The 20,485-nt window shown below is 35.7% G+C and carries 16 protein-coding genes; 10 read left to right on the top strand and 6 right to left on the bottom strand.

All coding sequences use genetic code 11. The annotated features are described in order from the left end of the window. The first annotated feature begins 150 nt into the window (after window positions 1-150). The 3 genes from J2Z23_RS12635 to J2Z23_RS12625 all read left to right on the top strand — a co-directional run bounded on the left by J2Z23_RS12635 (window position 151) and on the right by J2Z23_RS12625 (window position 6,596). Window positions 151-1,209 (top strand): M42 family metallopeptidase, encoded by a 1,059-nt coding sequence (locus J2Z23_RS12635; protein WP_057982336.1) that lies wholly within the window; start codon window positions 151-153, stop codon window positions 1,207-1,209. 543 nt (window positions 1,210-1,752) lie between these two features. Then, a complete protein-coding gene (locus tag J2Z23_RS12630) occupies window positions 1,753-3,336 on the top strand; it encodes a peptide chain release factor 3 (protein ID WP_209974135.1) in 1,584 nt (527 codons plus the stop codon). 185 nt (window positions 3,337-3,521) lie between these two features. Further along, the gene (locus tag J2Z23_RS12625) at window positions 3,522-6,596 is read left to right on the top strand and encodes an efflux RND transporter permease subunit (protein ID WP_209974133.1); all 3,075 of its coding nucleotides are present in this window, start codon (window positions 3,522-3,524) and stop codon (window positions 6,594-6,596) included. 114 nt (window positions 6,597-6,710) lie between these two features. Here J2Z23_RS12625 and J2Z23_RS12620 read toward each other — a convergent pair whose 3' ends face one another. Next, window positions 6,711-6,905: an alpha/beta-type small acid-soluble spore protein gene (locus tag J2Z23_RS12620; protein WP_057982340.1), complete on the bottom strand. Its 195-nt coding sequence runs from the start codon at window positions 6,903-6,905 to the stop codon at window positions 6,711-6,713. Between the two features lie 186 nt (window positions 6,906-7,091). Here J2Z23_RS12620 and J2Z23_RS12615 point away from each other — a divergent pair, with 186 nt between their 5' ends. Both J2Z23_RS12615 and J2Z23_RS12610 read left to right on the top strand, forming a co-directional pair. Then, complete coding sequence (locus tag J2Z23_RS12615) at window positions 7,092-8,447, top strand: TrkH family potassium uptake protein (RefSeq protein WP_209974130.1); 1,356 nt, start codon at window positions 7,092-7,094, stop codon at window positions 8,445-8,447. A 36-nt stretch (window positions 8,448-8,483) separates the two neighbouring features. Next, window positions 8,484-9,470, top strand: a complete 987-nt coding sequence (locus tag J2Z23_RS12610) for a diaminopimelate dehydrogenase (RefSeq protein ID WP_057982342.1) — start codon at window positions 8,484-8,486, stop codon at window positions 9,468-9,470. 603 nt (window positions 9,471-10,073) lie between these two features. Here J2Z23_RS12610 and J2Z23_RS12605 read toward each other — a convergent pair. Beyond that, entirely contained in the window at window positions 10,074-11,117 is a 1,044-nt protein-coding gene (locus J2Z23_RS12605) for an acyltransferase family protein (protein WP_057982417.1), read from the bottom strand. A gap of 333 nt (window positions 11,118-11,450) precedes the next feature. Between J2Z23_RS12605 and J2Z23_RS12600 the strand changes: the two genes are divergently transcribed. Together J2Z23_RS12600 and J2Z23_RS12595 are read left to right on the top strand one after the other, a co-directional pair. After that, on the top strand, window positions 11,451-11,705 hold the full coding sequence (locus J2Z23_RS12600) for an aspartyl-phosphate phosphatase Spo0E family protein (protein WP_057982344.1): 255 nt from the start codon (window positions 11,451-11,453) through the stop codon (window positions 11,703-11,705). 266 nt (window positions 11,706-11,971) lie between these two features. Further along, window positions 11,972-12,766: an SDR family oxidoreductase gene (locus J2Z23_RS12595; protein WP_209974128.1), complete on the top strand. Its 795-nt coding sequence runs from the start codon at window positions 11,972-11,974 to the stop codon at window positions 12,764-12,766. 191 nt (window positions 12,767-12,957) lie between these two features. On the opposite strand, the gene J2Z23_RS12590 is transcribed toward J2Z23_RS12595, so the two are convergent. Continuing rightward, window positions 12,958-15,102, bottom strand: a complete 2,145-nt coding sequence (locus tag J2Z23_RS12590; protein WP_209974126.1) for an ATP-dependent Clp protease ATP-binding subunit — start codon at window positions 15,100-15,102, stop codon at window positions 12,958-12,960. Between the two features lie 400 nt (window positions 15,103-15,502). Here J2Z23_RS12590 and J2Z23_RS12585 point away from each other — a divergent pair, with 400 nt between their 5' ends. After that, complete coding sequence (locus tag J2Z23_RS12585) at window positions 15,503-16,546, top strand: YkvI family membrane protein (protein WP_209974124.1); 1,044 nt, start codon at window positions 15,503-15,505, stop codon at window positions 16,544-16,546. Between the two features lie 168 nt (window positions 16,547-16,714). Here J2Z23_RS12585 and J2Z23_RS12580 read toward each other — a convergent pair whose 3' ends face one another. The 3 genes from J2Z23_RS12580 to J2Z23_RS12570 all read right to left on the bottom strand — a co-directional run bounded on the left by J2Z23_RS12580 (window position 16,715) and on the right by J2Z23_RS12570 (window position 18,505). Then, the gene (locus tag J2Z23_RS12580) at window positions 16,715-17,407 is read right to left on the bottom strand and encodes a hypothetical protein (protein WP_057982353.1); all 693 of its coding nucleotides are present in this window, start codon (window positions 17,405-17,407) and stop codon (window positions 16,715-16,717) included. 78 nt (window positions 17,408-17,485) lie between these two features. Then, a complete protein-coding gene (locus J2Z23_RS12575) occupies window positions 17,486-18,100 on the bottom strand; it encodes a CPBP family intramembrane glutamic endopeptidase (protein WP_057995673.1) in 615 nt (204 codons plus the stop codon). 213 nt (window positions 18,101-18,313) lie between these two features. Continuing rightward, on the bottom strand, window positions 18,314-18,505 hold the full coding sequence (locus J2Z23_RS12570) for a YkvS family protein (protein ID WP_057982355.1): 192 nt from the start codon (window positions 18,503-18,505) through the stop codon (window positions 18,314-18,316). A 498-nt stretch (window positions 18,506-19,003) separates the two neighbouring features. Here J2Z23_RS12570 and J2Z23_RS12565 point away from each other — a divergent pair, with 498 nt between their 5' ends. Then, complete coding sequence (locus J2Z23_RS12565; protein ID WP_057982357.1) at window positions 19,004-19,270, top strand: phosphocarrier protein HPr; 267 nt, start codon at window positions 19,004-19,006, stop codon at window positions 19,268-19,270. Next, on the top strand, window positions 19,270-20,031 hold the full coding sequence (locus J2Z23_RS12560; protein WP_057982359.1) for a phosphoenolpyruvate-utilizing N-terminal domain-containing protein: 762 nt from the start codon (window positions 19,270-19,272) through the stop codon (window positions 20,029-20,031). The genes J2Z23_RS12565 and J2Z23_RS12560 overlap by 1 nt, the downstream gene beginning before the upstream one ends. Window positions 20,032-20,485: the final 454 nt, after the last annotated feature.

Genomic DNA, 20,485 nt, shown 5'->3' with positions numbered 1-20,485 from the left:
TAATCCACATTTTTATTCAATTATTTATGATTTCCTAGGTTAATATTCGCAAATCTTCACTTTGGGATCAAGTTAAAAACTGTTAAAAACAGAAATAGATGTGCTACTATTTAATAAAGTGAGAACCTTTTTAGGAAAGGAATTGTCAATATGAATTTTCAGCCAAATAGTAAAGAAACTTTTATGCTTATTAAAGAACTTGTCTCAATTCCAAGTCCATCGGGAAATACTAAGCAAGTTATTGATTTCTGTGAACAATATTTAGATGGACTACAGCTTGATATGAAGCGGAATCGTAAAGGGGGATTATTAGTTACTCTTCCGGGAAAAGTCACAAATCAACATCGGATGCTAACTGCCCATGTTGATACCTTAGGGGCGATGGTGAAAGAAATTAAGGCAAATGGAAGATTAAAATTATCGATGATCGGGGGATTCCGTTGGAACTCAGTTGAAGGAGAATACTGTCAAATTGAAACAGAAGTGGGAAAATCTTACTCAGGTACAATTCTGATGAAGCAAACTTCTGTGCATGTATATAAGGATGCTGGAGAAGCAAAAAGGAATGAGGACAATATTGAAGTTCGCCTCGATGAAAGAACTGAATCTGCTGAAGAAACAAGAAAGCTGGGGATTCAAGTGGGAGACTTTGTTTCCTTTGATCCGCGAGTACAGGTGACAGATAGTGGCTATATTAAATCACGTCATTTGGATGATAAAGCAAGTACAGCAATATTATTACGATTGATCCGCTTTCTCAAAGAGAATGAGATTGAACTCCCCTATACAACTCATTTTTTAATATCGAATAATGAGGAAATTGGTTACGGTGGAAATGCAAGTATTTCTCCGGAGACGGTTGAATATTTGGCTGTTGATATGGGAGCCTTGGGTGAGGGACAGGCCTCTGATGAATATACCGTTTCTATCTGTGCAAAGGACTCGAGTGGCCCTTACCATTATGAATTAAGAAAACATCTTATCCAGTTGGCACGTGAAAATAAAGTTGATTATAAGGTAGACATTTATCCTTATTATGGTTCAGATGCTTCAGCTGCGATCCGTTCTGGTTATGATATTGTGCATGGTTTGGTTGGGCCAGGAATAGAAGCTTCACATGCTTTTGAACGGACCCATGAAACTTCGCTGATCAATACGGAAAAATTGCTCTATGCCTATGTTTTGTCGCCTATCACAACAATTGAGTGAGGTAAAAAATGTCTAAAAGATATTAATGAGGCTGGGACAAAAGTGTTTTCGCTTAAGTAAAGTCCGAACTACTCGCTTTCCGAAGGCCTACAGGATGTGGGTCATGCAGGCGTTGCGCCAGGACGGCGCGAACTTAGCCTGCGTTCCCTAGTGTCAAGCCTTCTCAGGCTTCGCCTTCCGGGGTCTTGTCGAACTCTTACTTCCTTCAAGAGTCTACGTATATTTCTTCCGCTAAGGTAATGCAATATTCGCTTTTGAGGCTTAGCACTTTAGTTATGTCCCAGCCTCTTTTGCTTAAGCTTTTTACAAATTCTCCTAATATCGAATAACAAGAACTCCTCTTTTGGATCAATATTCTTTAGTTACTCGTTCTTTTAATAAAAATCTACTTAATCCGATTGTTTGCAAGTAATCATGAGGAATTTTGGAATTTTGCACAATCCGTTAAAGAGTGGAAGTATTGCATCTTATGTATTTCTCCTTGAATTTCTTTTCCTGAGGGAATATGATAATACAAGACTGAAATTTGGAAGGAAAATCATAATGGAAAAACATTCTTTAAAGGAAGAAATAGAATCGAGAAGAACCTTTGCCATCATTTCCCACCCGGATGCGGGGAAGACGACGATGACAGAAAAACTTTTATATTTTGGTGGAGCGATCCGTGATACTGGAACCGTAAAAGGGAAGAAAACGGGAAAATATGCTACATCAGATTGGATGGCGATTGAAAAACAACGGGGAATTTCTGTTACCTCTTCGGTCATGCAATTTGACTATAATGATGTGCGGATAAATATTCTAGACACACCTGGACACCAAGATTTTAGTGAAGATACGTATCGTACATTAATGGCTGTAGATAGTGCTGTGATGATAATTGATTCTGCGAAAGGGATTGAGGAACAAACGTTAAAATTATTTAAAGTTTGTCGAATGCGAGGTATCCCAATCTTTACTTTTATAAACAAGCTTGATCGCCAAGGACGGACGCCTTTAGAATTATTGGCAGAATTAGAAGAGGTTTTAGGAATTGAATCTTATCCCATGAATTGGCCAATCGGGATGGGTAAAGAGTTTTATGGTATTTATGATCGTTATCATAAACGAGTTGAGCAATTTCGTGTAGAGGATCAAGAGCGGTTTCTCGAATTAGATGAAACAGGTGATATTATAGGAGATTATCCAATTAAAGAAACCTCTTTATATCAGCAAGTGTTGGAAGAAGTCCTGCTATTAGACGAGGCAGGGAATGAATTTTCTGAAGAAAAAATCCAATCAGGTAAGTTAACCCCTGTCTTTTTTGGCAGTGCTTTAACAAATTTTGGAGTGCAAACATTCCTCGAAAGTTACCTGGATTTTGCGCCAGCTCCACAGCCACGTCAAAGTATTGATGGGCCTGTTGAGCCAGCAACTGAACAATTTTCTGGCTTTATTTTTAAAATCCAAGCTAATATGAACCCGGCCCATCGCGATCGGATTGCTTTTTTGAGAATTTGCTCCGGACAATTTGAACGAGGTATGAATGTAACATTAGCAAGAACGGAAAAGCCGATTAAATTGTCCCAGTCAACGCAGTTTTTAGCAGATGATCGGAGTACAGTGAATTCAGCTGTAAGTGGTGATATTATCGGGTTATATGATACGGGCACTTATCAAATTGGGGATACTTTATTTGCAGGAAAACAAAAGATTCAATATGAAAAATTACCTCAATTTACACCAGAGCTTTTTGTGCGTGTAACACCAAAAAATGTTATGAAGCAGAAAAGTTACCATAAAGGAATCCAGCAACTGGTGCAAGAGGGAGCGATTCAATTGTACCGAACTTTCCGGACTGAAGATTATATATTGGGAGCAGTCGGACAATTACAGTTTGAAGTATTCGAACATCGGATGAAGAACGAATATAATTCTGATGTCATTATGGAATCGATGGGAACGAAAATTGCTAGATGGATTGAAAATGATAAAATCGACGAATCCTTATCAAGTAGTAGGAGTATGTTAGTAAAGGATCGCTATGACAAACCACTATTTTTGTTTGAGAATGAATTTGCGCTTCGCTGGTTCCAAGATAAAAATCCAGCTATAAAATTAAGTAATCCAATGGATGACCACGAATAAACAGTAAACCGAAATCCCTATTCAGAACCTTTAAGGTTAGAATAGGGATTTTTTTGAAATAATAATGTAGTACTAGTAGGAAATGATCGCTTCTAGCCTTTCGTGAACAGATTCATTACCACAAGCTTATTATGATTAAGCTAAAATAATATATGCACAGGCAAAGACTGAAAGGGGGTTCTGCAGTGAATATAAGTCGATTTTCAATTAGAAGGCCAATTTTTACTATTGTAACTATGTGTCTTATCATTTTTTTAGGAATAGTTTCACTCGTGAAAATTCCGTTAACCTTAATACCTAATATTAATCCCCCAATCGCAGTTGTCGTTACCTCGTATCAAGGAGCAAGTCCAGATGAAGTGGTTGAAAAGGTGACAAAACCGCTTGAAGCAACTTTATCAACCTTACCAGGAATTAAAAATGTAAGATCCTTTTCAGAGGAAGGATCAAGTTTAGTGTTACTCGAATTTTCCTGGTCTACCTCGATTGATGCTATCCAAAATGATGTGTTACAGAGGATTGACATGACTCCAGTTCCGAAGGACGCAGCTAGACCAAAATTTATGAAATTTGATCCATCGCAATTTCCTGTTATTCAATTATCATTGCAGACTGGGCGGGATGCAGATATACAAACTTTAACAGATGATTTGGTCGATGAGTTAGAGAAGGTTGAAGGGGTCGCAAATGTCAACGTTTCAGGAACGGTTGTTGAAGAAGTGCGAGTCATATTGGACCAAAATAAAATAAAAAAATATCGACTGGCTCAATCTGATATTGTGCAAGCAATTCAAGCCAATCAAATTTCTCTGCCAGGTGATACGGTTCTGTCGGAAGGACAAGAATTAACAACTAGGGTTTTAAGTATCTTTTACTCACCAGAAGAAATTGCCAATATCCCAGTTACCCGTGATCCACGGACGGGCGATAAAATACTTATTAAAGATGTAGCTGAAGTGAAAAAGCAACCACAAAGATCTACTAGTATTACAAGAGCCAATCAACAATCATCTGTACTATTAAGCGTTTTACAAGAGAGTGATGCGAATACAGCAAGTGTATCAAAAGCATTTCAGCAAAAATTAAACGACCAATTACAGAGAGAACAATTTAAACAAGTTCAATCAAATATATTATTTGATCAAGGTGAGTATATCAAAATCGCAATTGGAAATATTGCTTCATCTTTGATTGTGGGTGGATTACTGGCCATGATCGTTTTATTTTTGTTTTTACGTAATTTTAAAAGTCCTCTTATTGTTGGTGTGGCGATCCCCTATTCCGTTATCGTTACTTTTGTGTTAATGTATTTTGCCGATTTCGCTTTTAATATAATGACATTAGGCGGGCTTGCTTTAGGTGTAGGAATGTTAGTAGATAATGCGATTGTTGTAATCGAAAATATTTATCGTCATTTATCAATGGGGAAAAATCCAAAAGTGGCTGCCGAGGAAGGTGCCAAGGAAGTGGCTGGTGCAATTACAGCTTCTACGTTAACAACCGTGGCAGTATTCCTTCCGGTAGTTTTTATCAGCGGGATACTTGGAGATTTATTTAAAGAGTTTGCTTTTACAATATCCTTCAGCTTGCTTGCATCTTTATTTGTTGCTTTGACAGTGATTCCCATGTTTGCGAGTAGGTGGCTTAAAACTCCGAAAGGAAATTATGAGGCAAAAAGAAGACGCTCCAAGTCACTAAATATGCTGGATCGTTCTATACGTTGGGCATTAAGACATCGAATTGTCGTATTATTTCTTGCAATCATTTTCTTTATAGGAGGAATTGCTGGTCTTAGAACATTAGGAACACAGTTTTTACCACCGACAGATGAAGGCTTCTTCCGGATCAATATCCAATTAGAGAATGGTGCAGCTTTAAAGAAAACAGAAGAAATTGTTAGCAAAGTAGAACGTGAGCTTAATAAAGAAGATGATGTGGAAGTTTATGTTAGCTTAATTGGCTCGACACAGGAAGCATCTTTTCAAGGTGAAGGGAAAGCCAATACTGCAGAAATGTATGTAAAATTAAAACCACTTGCGGAACGAACACAAACATTATTTGAATTTGTCGATACTGTAAAGCCGAAAATAAAAAAAGAAGTACAACAAATCAATCCTTCTGCTATCCTTAATTTTAATGTGGAAGCCGCTTCTGGCTTAGCACCACAGACATTAACCTTTAACGTACATGATACAAATAAGGAAAGATTAGAGAGAGACACGAAAAAGATTTACGATGCCCTTAATAAACTAGAATATGTGACAGAATTGAAATTAAGTACGGCGGATAGTTCGGAAGAAATCCAAATAAAAATTGATCAAAATAAGGCTTTTGACCTTGGATTGGCGCCGGCCTCAATTGCTACAATCGTTCATGATATGACGAGAGGTGTACAAGCTTCACAAATGGTTACAGAGAACTCTGAGGTATTTGAGATCTTTGTTTCACTTGATGAAAGCATTACAAGGGACGTCGATGAGTTAAAGGATTTACAAATTAGAAAACCTGATGGCACATACGTGAAGCTTGGAGATTTGGCAACAATAGACATAGGGGAAGGCCCTGTTGAAATACAAAGAATTAACCAACAGGATGCAGTGCATTTTACGGTAAAGTACAATTCGAATACTGATTTAGGGACTGTGACAAAAGCAGCAAACAAAATAATTTCAGATTTAAATCTTTCCGATGATACTCAAATTAGTTACAGTGGGGAACAAGAACTTTTGCAAGAATCGAAAACAGATATGATTATGGCGTTGATTTTAGCGATCATTTTAATTTATTTGGTGATGGCTGCTCAGTTTGAATCTTTTAAGTATCCTTTTGTTATAATGTTCACTGTTCCTTTAATGGTCGTGGGAATTGCTATTTCTATGTTCGTCACCCATTTGCCAATGAGTATACCAGCTTTTATCGGGGTGATTATTCTTGCTGGAATTGTAGTAAATAATGCAATTGTGATTGTCGATTATATTAATCAAAAGAAGGAACAAGGAATGTCAAGTGTGGAGGCACTTGTGGAATCAGTAAAAGATCGGGCTAGACCTATTTTTATGACAGCCTTGACAACGATACTAGGACTTGTCCCTATTGCGCTTGGTCTTGGGGAAGGAACGGAATTAAATCAGCCGATGGGCGTTACAGTTATTGGTGGACTCCTAAGTAGTACCTTATTAACCTTAATTGTGATTCCAGTTGTCTATAGTTTGTTTGATTCTGAGACAAGAAAAATGAATAAAAAAGCGAGAGAAAAGTAATAATAACAAATCCATGTTAATGCCGTTCCTTTTAACGGAAATTTAAAAGCAAGCGAAGAACAAATGAGTTGTTCTTATCGCTTGCTTTAATTTATTGAGTGGTAAATCAGATTTCTACTGTTTTCCATTTAACTGTGCTTGGGCTTGCTTGACAAGTCTTTTAGTGATTTCCCCGCCGACTGATCCGTTTGCTCTTGAGACAGTATCTGAACCGAGTGATACACCGAATTCTTGAGCAATTTCATATTTAATTTGATCCATGTATTGTTCAATTCCTGGTACTAATAATTTATTACTTTGATTAGCCATTATGACTCCTCCTTTACGATAACTTATCTTTAGTATGGTTAGAAGAATTAAAAGGATTCATGGTAATTTGCAATAGAATTTGTTATATATGTATTAACAGGAAGATACTTGATAAAACGTCTTTTCTTGAATAATGATTTCCATTATGATAGAGGAATGCTTTGGTTATTTGGAGGATTACATGGAATGAGACAAATGAAAAAACAAAAAATAACAAAAATTACCCCGTTTCGCATGTTAGTTACTTATTATTTTATAACAGTAGCTTTATCAGCTGTTGTATTAAGTTTGCCATTTGCTCGCAAACCTGGGGCAGATTGGTCTTTTATGGATGCTATCTTTACAGCAGCGAGTGCAGTAAGTGTTACTGGCTTGACAACGGTTAGTATTGTCGATACTTTTACCACCCCAGGCATTTTTCTTTTAATGATTGTTTTACAAATCGGTGGAATTGGTATTATGACTATCAGTACTTTTTTCTGGTTATTAATTGGAAAGAAGGTAGGCCTAAAACAAAGACAATTAATTAGGACTGACCAAAACCAGTTAAATCTATCTGGGATGGTGGCCTTACTAAAGCAAATTGTGTATATTATCTTTGCTATCGAACTTATTGGGGCGTTGGTGCTAGGGACATATTTTTTAAGAATGTATCCTTCTTGGCAGGATGCTTATTTACATGGTTTATTTGCTTCAATTAGTGCAACAACAAATGCTGGTTTTGATATAACGGGAAACTCATTAGTACTTTTCGCTAATGATTATTTTGTTCAATTTGTGACAATGATTTTAATTATACTAGGTGCGATTGGCTTTCCGGTTTGGATCGAAGTGAAGAACTTTCTAATGCATAAGGAGGAGAATATTCGCTTCCGCTTTACTTTATTTACCAAAATTACAACAACTACATATTTTATATTATTAGCTGTTGGGACAATAATCATTTTATTAATCGAGTATAGTCATTTTTTTATCGGGAAATCTTGGCATGAAGCTCTTTTTTATTCTTTATTCCAATCAACTTCTATGAGGAGTGCAGGGCTTTTAACTTTGGACGTCAATCAACTAACACCCTCAACAGCGTTATTTATGGCTACCCTTATGTTTATTGGTGCTTCACCAAGTTCAGTAGGAGGGGGAATAAGAACGACAACATTTGCTTTGAATATTCTGTTTTTAATTCACTTTGCAAGAGGAAGATCAGATATAAAAGTCTTCAATAGAGAAATTCACCAGGAAGATGTGATAAAATCTTTAGTTGTATTAATGTTAGCTGTTATTTTGGCAGGAGTATCGATTTTTATATTATCTCTGTCTGAAGATGCAAGTTTAACGGCGATTATTTTTGAGGTCGCTTCTGCGTTTGGTACTTGTGGTGCTTCTATGGGAATTACGGCTGATTTATCAGTTTTAGGCAAATCAATATTGATTTTGCTTATGTTTATTGGAAGAATAGGCATTTTATCGTTTTTGTTAACAATGTCTAGTAATGAAAAAGAACCAGATTTTCATTATCCAAAGGAAAGGGTCATAATTGGTTAGTTTGTTTGAGAAATTATTTAGGGAGGTTATCGTTTCATGGAAAATAAAATTAGAATTGGCATTGTAGGTTATGGTAATTTAGGAAAAGGGGTGGAAGAATCCATCCAAGTAAATGATGATTTGGAACTTGTTGCTGTTTTTTCAAGACGAGAGCCTTCAAGTGTTAATACTCTTGGAGCAAATGTGAAGGTAGAATCTGTTACAAATGTAGAGCAATATAAAGATAAAATTGATGTGATGATTCTATGTGGTGGTTCTGCAACTGATTTACCTGAACAAGGGCCGGAATTGGCTACTATATTTAATACCATTGACAGTTTCGACACTCATGCAAAAATCCCTGATTACTTTGCCAAGATGGATGAGGTAACGAAAAAATCAGGAACAGTGAGCATTATTTCTGTTGGCTGGGACCCTGGGATGTTTTCTATGAATCGACTATTGGGAGAAGCTATTTTACCGGTTGGTGATACATACACATTCTGGGGGAAAGGATTGAGTCAAGGGCACTCTGATGCTGTCCGTCGTGTGGAAGGTGTAAAATTCGCTGTTCAATACACTATACCAATTGATGAAGCCGTAAATCGTGTTCGTAACGGAGAACACCCGGATTTAGCAACAAATGAAAAACATTTGCGCGAATGTTATGTAGTACCAGAAGATGGGGCCAATACAGAAAAAATTGAGGAAACCATCAAAACAATGCCGCATTACTTTGCAGATTATCATACAACTGTTCATTTTATTACTGAAGATGAATTCCATGCTAACCATACTAAAATGCCTCATGGTGGTTTTGTGATTAGAAGTGGAAAAACAGGGGAAGCACATACTCAAATAATGGAATTCTCTTTGAAATTGGATAGTAATCCTGAATACACAGCTAGCGTACTCGTTGCTTATGCGCGTGCAGCATATAAATTGAACCAAAGCGGAGATCGTGGTGCTAAAACGGTATTGGATGTACCAATCGGACTCTTATCCGCAAAATCTCCAGCAACATTACGAAAAGAACTTTTATAAGAAAAAACAAGAGGTCGAAGTACGTTCACCAAAAACCCGAATTACTTGCTTCGGAAATATACTTGGCTATTTTTAACTCCCATGGCCTCGGTCCGTGGGGATTCAAGGGATATTAGCACAAGTCTATGGTTAGATTAGGGGCGAAGTGAGGAAGAAATGTTACCAATTTAATGGTTGGACGCGGGATTAAGAATATATTTAGTTTTAAAAAACGGTTCTATAATAAATAACGTTGATGAAAGAAAATCACCTTCTCGGAAATTCCGGAAGGTGATTTTACCAGCGGAAGAAATTCACGAAGACACCTGTGGGAAGTAGAGGGAAGGTGAAATCCCGCAGTGGCGTAGTCAAAAGATGAGGATCAAAGGCTAAAGAGCTCGCCGTCCTGGCGAAACGCCTTTGTGACTCACATCCTGTGAGCCTCACCGCACTCCCCACGGTAAGCGAAGTGAACTTCTGTAGCGATATATAGGAATGGACCTTCCATTAAAAAGAAAAAAAGACTGTTTAGAGAGAAAGATGTTCTTCTCTAAACAGTCAGATCGCCTTTATTCAAATTCGGCCAAAATTCTTCCAAAGAGCCAAAAAAACACAACAACTTGATTAGTCAGTTGTTGTGTTTTTGTATGCATTACTTTTGGAATCTTTTAGATTGTTCAGTAGCTGCTTCCATTTAGACCATTTTAATTCAATAAACGGTTGAACGATTGTTGTTACTAATTTACTTGAAAGAATGAGAGTGAGTATAAAGGAAGCAATTACTAATATGATAATACTTTGCATAGGCTCCAAATAGGTTTCTACACTGCTTCCTCTGAATGTGCGTATGATAAATCCGTGTAATAAATACACATAAAGGGTATTTCTGCCCCATTTTGTGAAAAATAGCCTTTTACGAGGGACAAATGCGAAAAAGCAAGCCGCCATAATAAAGTTTAATGCATAGACTCCTGTTCGCGTAAATATACCGAGAATGGTGATGTCTTGCAGTTGACTATAAGGCTTAGAACCGAGCAACCACGTTTCATTCAGATTAGGGAAGATTACGAGTAAAATGATAACAGCTATAATTGGAATAGCAGCCAATAATTTCACCTGATGGGAAATGACCTTTTGAAAATGTTCCTTTTTCAAATAATAGCCTATAAGAAAGAAGGGAAAAAACACAAAGGTTCTTGATAGGCTTAAATAATTTGAAATCCAATCAATATAGCCGACGGCCAATCCTATTGCTAGCGCAATACCAATTGAATATACTGGTTTCCATTTATTGAAAACTAATAACATCAAATGCCAGCAGAATAGGCTAAGCAAGAACCAAAGTGACCAATGTGGATTTAGTAAATCAAACTCCAATGAGGATTTACCAAATTGGAAGTAATAAAAAATAGAGTAGATGGCTTGGAAAATCAGATACGGTATAATAAGTTTCTTTGTTATCTTCTTTATATAGCCTTTTTTATAAATACCTTTGGCGAAAAAGCCTGAAACTAATATGAAGGCTGGCATATGAAAGGAGTAGATAAATTTATACACTGTTGCTACAAACGTATTTGCATCGATATAAGACTGAATTAAATGGCCAAATACCACTAAAAAAATCAAGATAAATCTTGCATTATCAAAGTAAGAATCTCTATTTGCCATATTATTCACCGCTTTTTCTCTTGATGTCTTCATTCTACCCTTCATTATAAAGGAATAACATTACGGTTCAGTAAAGTTTAGATGACAAAAGTCTTTCTTTCTATAGAAAAAATAAAAACGACAAAAACTGATGCTTTTTTTGTCAAAAATAAAATAAAGGAATAATTTTGCTAAAATGACTAAGAAACTAAGCAAAATTAAAGGAAAATGTGAACATTTGATGATAAAGGTTAAAAAAAATGTCTACTTTTGCGAATCTATTTACTTTTAATAATAATGTTGAGATAATGTCATAGTTGAGTTTTGAGGAAATTAATTGGAGGAGAACGGGGTATGTATTATAGCGCAAGAGATCAAAAAATGTTATTAGCGCAAATTCAAGAAAAGCGTAAAGAAATGTATTTATTTGGTGAGTTATATGGCTTGAACGCAGAAAAGACAATAATTTGCAGCCAAGAATTAGATTCAATGATGAATCAATACTATCAAGCGTACCAAGTGACAAGAAACTCCACTCAAAGCAGAATTCCAAGAAAAAGCGTGAATAATCAATTCGTTAAACAACAAAAATTACAAACAGCAAAATAGACAGTTTTACATATAAGAGATTTAGAAGCGATCATATATTGGAGAGAAAATGAATCTGCTATTACTAGGTTTCTTGGCAGTTAAGTGTGATGAAGGATTGCTTCTCTTTAAAATAAAGATGTCTATACTAAAAAGCACATACACAATTGATTTTTGCAGTATTTAAAGCTCCGGATTCCCCTAAATGGATCGCGGAGCTTTAATATTTTACAAATAGAGTAAAATTTTGTAGTTTGGGTAAACTTACCGCAGAGGAGGAGTTTTATATGGAAAGCACAAAAATGTCCTTAGCTGGTAAAGTTGCCGTTGTCACAGGTGCTTCTTCTGGAATTGGGGCTGCCAGCGCGATCCAATTAGCGAAAGCTGGAGCCTCTGTAGCCCTTTTAGATTTAAAAGAAGAAAAAGCGGAAAAAATAAAGCAAGAAATTGAGAAATTAGGTTCCAAAGCTATAATTGTAGATGTTGATTTATCAGATCCAGATAGAGTAGATTCCGGGATCAAACAAGTGATGTCGGAATTTGGTAGACTTGATATTGTTTTTGCAAATGCTGGTATTAACGGTGTTGTGACCCCAATTGAGGATTTTGATCCCGAAGAATGGGATCATACATTAACAACGAACTTAAAGAGTACCTTTTTAACAGTTAAATATTCGATCCCCCACTTAAAAGCAAACGGAGGAAGTATCATCATCACAAGTTCTATTAATGGTAATCGAAAGTTTTCTGGAACCGGCATGTCAGCATACAGCAGTTCAAAAGCAGGACAAATGGCATTTGGAAAAATGGCTGCTTTGGAATTGGCACCTTACAAGATCCGTGTGAATATCATTTGCCCAGGTGCAATTGAAACGAATATTGGTGAAAATACTCATCCGGAGCAAGATAAATTGCAAAAAGTTAAGATCCCTGTAAAATATCCCGAAGGAAGCCACCCACTTGAAGATGCGCCTGGACAACCAGAACAAGTCGCTGATCTCATACATTTTCTTGCATCAAATGCTTCCAGTCATATTACAGGTTCCGAAATTTATATTGATGGTGCAGAAACATTATTATAATTTTTCCTTTCTATCCCCAAATGTTAAAAGAAGTAGAACTAATTTAAAAAGAGATTGCCATCCTAGATGAGGAAACGGCAATCTCTTTGTGAGTCTTTATAATATATCTTTAACAATTCTTCTGTTTATGTCTCAAAGGTTGTCAGAAGAGTCTACGCAGATCTCTGCCATCATACTGATAAAAACTTACTTTATTCATTCTGTGAAATAATAGTTATTGCTTGATCTTCCATAATCGCTCTTAATTTTTTATCTTCACTATGATCTAGTATATAATCAGCCATTTGATCTTCAAGTTGTTCTTGGATCGCTCTCCGTAATGGACGTGCTCCAAAATTAGGGTGATAGCCAACTTCAAGTAATTTTTCTTTAACTTCTTCAGTAATTTCCAAATGGATGTCTTGAGCAAGCAATTTATCTTGAAGCTCATTTAATAGTAATTGAATGATTTGTAGTAAATCATTTTTTTCTAATGAATTGAATTCAATAATGCTATCAAATCTATTTAAGAACTCTGGTTTAAAGAATGAACCAAGAGATTGAAGGATATTTGTCTCTTGTATTGCTTCACTTTGATTAAAACCAACATGAATGGCTTTTTCGGCAACTCCTGCATTACTAGTCATAATAATGACCGTATCTTTGAAACTTACGGTCCTGCCTTGGCTATCTGTGAGTCGACCATCTTCAAGAATTTGTAAAAACATATGCTGAACATCAGGATGGGCTTTCTCAATTTCATCTAGCAGAATAATGCTATAAGGATTGCGTCGGACCCGTTCAGTTAATTGTCCTGCTTCATCATGACCAACATAACCAGGGGGGGAGCCGATTAATTTTGACACACTATGTTTTTCCATGTATTCGCTCATATCAAGGCGAACAAAAGCATCTTTTGTACCAAATAGTTCTTCTGTTAAAGTTTTCGCTAATTCTGTTTTTCCGACCCCGGTAGGACCAACAAAAAGGAATGAGCCAATTGGACGGTATTCGTCTTTTAAACCAGCGCGGCTGCGCCGGATGGCTTTAGCAACTTTTTTTACAGCTTCAGTTTGCCCGATTACTTTTGTTGCTAAATTCTTTTCGAGTTCTTTCATTTTTTGTTGTTCATCACTTTGTAATTTACCTACTGGAATTCCTGTTTTACTTTCAATAATACTTTGAATATCTTCTGGATGGACAGTAAGCTTTACTTCGGAAGAATGGCTATTTAATTTTCGTTCAAGTTCTGCTTCTTCGTCTCTTAATTTTGCTGCCAGTTCATAGTTTTCTTGCTTTAATATGTTTTGTTTTTCTTTTTCAATTTCAGCAAGACGCTGATGAATAGCCTCATGAGACTCTTCTTTAATTGTTAGATTAAGCTTAGAACCAGCTTCATCCATTAAATCAATAGCTTTATCAGGCAAGTATCGATCTTGGATATATCTTGCAGATAGGTCAACACATGCTTTCAACGATTCATCACTATATTGAACTTGATGGTATTTTTCATACTGTTCTTTTAAACCAAGCAAAATTTCAAGAGATTTTTCCAAGGAAGGCTCAAGAACTTGCACTGGTTGGAAACGACGTTCAAGAGCAGCATCCTTTTCGATTTGTCGATATTCTTTCAAAGTTGTGGCTCCAATAACTTGTAATTCACCACGAGCAAGTGCAGGCTTAAGAATATTCCCAGCATCCATAGAACCTTCAGCTGATCCAGCCCCAACTAATAAATGAATTTCATCGATAAAGACCAAAACGTTTTTGCGTTCTTGTAATTCGCTTATTAATTGTTTCATACGTTCCTCAAATTGACCACGAATGCCGGTATTGGCAACCAATGAAGCTACATCAAGGAGGTAAACTTCTTTATTTTTTAATTTTGCAGGTACCTCTTGTTGAATAATTTTTAAAGCTAATCCTTCGGCAATGGCGGTCTTACCAACACCTGGTTCACCAATTAGTACTGGATTGTTTTTATTTCGACGATTAAGTATCTCAATCGTTCTTTTTATTTCTTCATCTCTTCCGATAACTGGATCAATTAAACCAGCTTTTGCTGCTTGATTTAAGTTACGTCCATATTGATCCAGAAAACCGCCACCTTTTGTTTGGGGTTTTACGGTTTGTTGTGGAGAAGCTTGGCTACCATGAGAGAAGTTTGCCAATAAATCTTCAAAACCACCGAAACCATTAAAACTAGAACCTAACATAGGATTCCCCATAGAAGATCCTAATTTTTCTTTTTCCTGTATATAACAATCTTGACATAAAGCCATTGTTTGTTTTTGTCCATTTACATTTAGGTGAAGATGAATGTTTGCTTGGTTTGCTTGACATTTAGCACATAGCATAAATCATCAATCCTCCATAATTTAATTAATATTTGATTTTAACTATCTTTGACCAATTAGTTATAAAAATAAAAGTCAACAGAGAATATCTTGACCAACTTTGACTTTGTGATTTTATTATACACTGACTATCTTTGACTTTCAAGTAAAAAATACTTTTTTATGATTTTTTTTCAAAAGCAACATATAAATATAAAAAATGAATTTATTATCTTGTGTTGTTCAAACAGAAGTCAGTTGCCATTAATACCTTAGTATACGTTAAAATCTGGAATGACATAGATTTAGTAGTGAATGTATGATCAGATACTATTTTCTATCTTTTCTAAAAAATAATGGGTGTATTATTCTCGTAAATTTTGAGGTGTAACATAAGAAAACAATGAAGTGGGGCAGTGAATTGAATAAGTGGACAGGGGCTTTTCAGATAGCGGCAGTATATGTTGGTACAGTAATTGGGGCAGGCTTTGCAACAGGAAAAGAGATTGTAGAATTTTTCACTCAATATGGTTTATATGGGCTAATATCAATATTGTTGGCCGGATATTTATTTATCTTCTTTGGAATGAAGGTGATGACGAAGGCGATCGATATACAGGCGACATCCTTTATGGAGTTAAACAATGATTTATTTGGACAAACATTCGGAAAAGTGATGAATATCTTGATGACCGCAATGTTGGTAGGTGTCTGTGGAGTTATGCTCTCGGGAGCAGAGGCTTTATTTGTAGAGCAATTAGGCTGGGGACAGGCAGTTGGATCTCTGCTAACAATTCTTCTATGTTTGATCGTTTTATGGGCAGGTGTAAAAGGATTATTTGCCGTTAACACATTTGTTGTTCCTACGCTTGTTATTTTTAACTTAATATTAATGTATAACTCTCTTTCTCAGCCTTTTTTATGGCCGAATTTATTCACTATCGAGTCGATTGACTACGCCTGGAAGGCAGTAGGCTCAGCCTTTTCATATGCAGCTTTCAATCTAACACTTGCTCAAGCAGTACTAGTTCCAGTTGCGACAGAGATTAATAATAAAGCAATTATTAGGTTGGGGGGATTTATCGGCGGAGCGCTTTTAACGATCATCTTGATTTCTAGTCATATAACTTTATCAACTCTTCCAGACCTTTTAGTCTATGATATTCCCATGGCAACAATCGTAAAAAATATGATGAGTGGAATATATTTTGTGTATCTATTTATTATTTATGGAGAGATCTTTACTTCTTTAATTGGGAATATGTATGGGATTGAAAGACAAATTAGTCAATTTTTTAAGCTAAGGAGTATTTGGGTTCATATCGCCGTGATTATAATCGTTTATATAATCGGTAGAATTGAATATGGTCAGCTTCTCGGTTTTCTATATCCTTTATTTGGGTATATTAGTTTAATATTTTTATTATTATTATGGATAAAACCTATGAAAAATAATGAAAGTTAAAAACCAAATGTCGCTGTTTTCTCTCATTATTAAAAGTAAAGCATAATTTTGATATACAGAATGTCAATGGTTAGGTATTCACGATATTTCTGCTGAACGATGATCGAAGGATAATGAAAGTGATGGAACCTGAATTAACGACTATGGAATTCCATAGTCGCATAAGGATTAAGGCATATAAATGGTTTCAGCCATATTTAAGAAGACATTGGCGTAGTCTTGCTTGATTCGTGTAAAGATAGTTAATTTAAGAACGTAATCTTTATCTTCTTTTAACAGACCGATGATAAGCTCTTCATTGTTTTGGGTTTGATAAACATTGGCGTTCTTTAACCAATCTCCCCGGTTTTCAGAGGGAGTTTCACGAATGGTTCCATTTATTGAGGTTAGTTGTTCTTTAATGGTCGAAATAGCCTCATCCATAACAGTATCTTTCGGTAATAGTTCAATCCGCATAAATTGCTCGCTATTTTCTTCAAGATAAAGTACGTCTTTATTTGGTTCCTCACCTGTTAGCGTATAGCCGGGAAGTACATAGAGAGCATAATTTTGAGTGTCACTTTTCTTTAGATTTGCAGTCTCACTTTTTAGATTGTCATTGCTTGCATAATGTAAAATTTTCTCGTTTTCGTCCAGAACAGACTCTTCTTTTTCCGGTTGATTACTCTCTGGTTTGTTACTATTCTGTATTGTATCTGTATTTGTATCTGCTGTACTTTGCTCCTTATCAGCAACTCCGCTATCTTTTAGAAAATCAGCATTCCCTGTAGATGGATCAGAGTTGTTGGATGTATCACCACAGGATGCAAGTAACAGTAAACCGATACAACAAATGGTGAAAAACTTCATTTTAGAAAACATTCATTTTCCTCCTGATTCTAAGCTGATTTTATTCGTTCAATCAATAAGACGAAATCAGTAGAAAAATGTTACAAATTTTTATATGAGGGGGAAAATAATGAATAAAAACAGGTCAAAGATGAAATGAGAAATTACTAAAAGTGGTAAGCTTCGCTTCCATATGTAAAGAGCACCCCATATTAATCCGCTAAAGAAGGCAGCGAAAATTAAAAGGAAATAGCCAGTAAAGCTAAAAGCTAAAGCGTTCAATCCAGCTGCCAATATGACAGCCAATACAGGTTTAATCTCTCTTTCCAATCTTTTCAGTACAAAGCCTCTCCAGAAAAACTCTTCCCCAGGAATGATAATTAAAATGAGTACTATATATTGCCATAACCAATCTAAAGCAAAATACTTATAGAGCATATTAACTTGTTTCACAGTATTCATGGGTAGAAGGGATAAAAGATAATGGCCTAATACAAAGATTAGATACAATAATCCACCTGAAGGTATCCCGATAAGAAGAGCTTGTTTGGTTGAAATTTGTTTATCAATTTTCTCAGTTATGATCGTAATACTAATAAGAAATAACATAGTCGCTGTATATAAATACCAAAAAACTTGTTGTTTATAATCAAAAGTAATAAAAATAAGACAATATGCTAAAAGCAGACCACCTATAAGTTTCCAATCCTTCAAATATCTTGCCATAACGAGTTCCTTTCTCATAGTTATAAATCTCTTCAACTCTACCATTATAAGGGAGAAATTGGAATAGTAAAAAATGCAAGCACAAAGCTTGCATTTTCCGGTCTATGAGCGCAAACGACAATCTAAGATTTTGAGAATATCTGCTTACTTCAGATATGACATTATGTAGAAGGGGGAAGCTAAGAATAGTTTCTCAATTACTTGGACAATGGTTTATACACTAAGAGAACCTTTAATAATTTTATAGTTTTTATGGTTGACGACTGTTTTTTCTTCTAGGTCAAAATCCCGGTAATTTTCCATATACGTTAAATCAACAATAACAGAGTTTTCATTTACTTTTTCGACTATTCCTTGAAGACCGTCTTTAAATTCAACGATGTCTCCGATTTCAGCAATTTTCAATCCAATCTCTCCCTTGTTTATTTATCCGCTTAACGTGATTTTTTTAAGGTATCTGGATGATTTTTCTAAAATCATTTATTAATTATTTCTTCATATTCTGCACTACTTTTAAAAAAAGTGCAAGAAGAAAAGTAAGGCTTTTAAAAGTCTACTTTCTATTTGATTAGCATATAATCCATGACTTGTATAGGATATGTGAAAGTTAAAGTAAGCCGTGTGCTTTTTTGACGTTTTGAATAAAATGTTTCAGTTTACCGAACCAATAGATAGTTAGTATATAAAAATTAAATATATTGTTTTATTTAATGGATCATAGCGGTGCTTTTAGTGAACGAGAAATAAAGCTACTTTTTATCAATATTTATGAGTAAAATGGGGAAAAGATAAATAAAGATAAAATTTCTTTGATTTTTGTTGCTCAAAGATTGACGAAACAGCCAAAATTAGCTAATTTTGTACTGAGGGTACTTTTAACTTAGTCAAAAGGAGACGATGTAAATGATTGAAAAACAATTTACTGTAACAGCGGATACTGGAATTCATGCAAGACCGGCAACAGTACTTGTTCAAACGGCAAGCAGATATTCCTCAGATATTCAATTAGGATTTAAGGACAAAAAAGTGAACCTTAAATCAATCATGGGGGTTATGTCATTAGGAATTGGCAAGGATACTGTTATTACAATTAGTGTAGATGGCAGTGATGAGAAAGAAGCAATGGCCGGTATTGAAGAATTGCTTGAAAAAGAAGGCCTTGCGAAGTAATGTCAACAATTTTAAAAGGGATAGCAGCATCTAGTGGGATTGCCATCGGAAAAGCATATCTACTTGTTCAGCCAGATTTTTCTTTTGAGAAAATCGCTATCTCGGATGCTGAGGGAGAGATTAATCGTCTTCACTCAGCATTAAATGCCGCTAAATCTGACCTAGAATTAATATGTCAACAGACGATAAAATTTGTAGGAGAAGAGGAGGCGGCTATTTTTAACTCTCATCTCCTAGTTCTAAATAATCCTGAATTTATGACAGCGATTACAGAAAAAATATCTAGAGAGAAAGTAAATGCTGAAAACGCTCTAACTGATACAACAAACCATTTTGTTAGTATTTTCGAACAACTTGATAACGAAAATATGAAAGAAAGAGCTAGAGATATAAAGGATGTCTCAAAGCGAATTTTAAGTCATTTATTAGGAGTAAGGATCCCAAATCCCGGATTAGTAGCTGAGGAAGTGATTATTGTAGCAGAAGATTTAACTCCTTCAGATACAGCGCAATTAAACAAAAAGTTTGTAAAAGGCTTTACAACAAATAACGGTGGTCCTACCTCACATTCAATTACTACGGCGAAGTCGATTGAATTACCAGCTGTTGTGGGTACAATAGAAGCTTCAGTCGCTATAAAGCAAGGGGATTTAATTATCGTTGACGGGGTTAATGGTGATGTACACATTAATCCGACACCAGAAATTGTTCAACGCTATAAAGAGGCGCAAAAAGATTATGAAAAGAAAAAAACAGAATGAGTTTTACTTAAGAATTCAACCTACTAATATTGGTTCTCTGAAGATTTTGATGCCGTGCTAGGAAAAGCAAAGAAGCGATTGGATTATGCCTTGAAGAACAATTTATCTTTCGTACACAACGTCCGTCTTTATTATGTATGCATATGATCGGATGAATGAACAAGTACTCTACCTTTACCACGTTCTAATCCCGCAATTTTGCGAGTAGTGAACAGCACGCACGGCAAGGGAAAAGGGGCAGGGATGTGTGGAAAGGTGGCGGGGAGATGAATAGGCGATTCCAATTTTACTGGGCTTGGCCTTGCGGAATTTTCAATGAGTTTTTCAACTATCCTAAAGGCTAGGAGCCAAATAAAAAACTTAATCAAGAAGACATGGAGGCTTTGGCAGCGAAAGCTTTATCCATGCAAATAGCAATGGAAGTTTAGGAACTTGTAAAAACAGAAACAGAAAT

The sequence above is a fragment of the Lederbergia galactosidilytica genome, from assembly GCF_017873565.1.
GTDB classification, from domain to species: Bacteria; Bacillota; Bacilli; order Bacillales; family Bacillaceae_C; genus Lederbergia; species Lederbergia galactosidilytica.
This window is presented reverse-complemented; position numbering and strand designations above follow the sequence as displayed.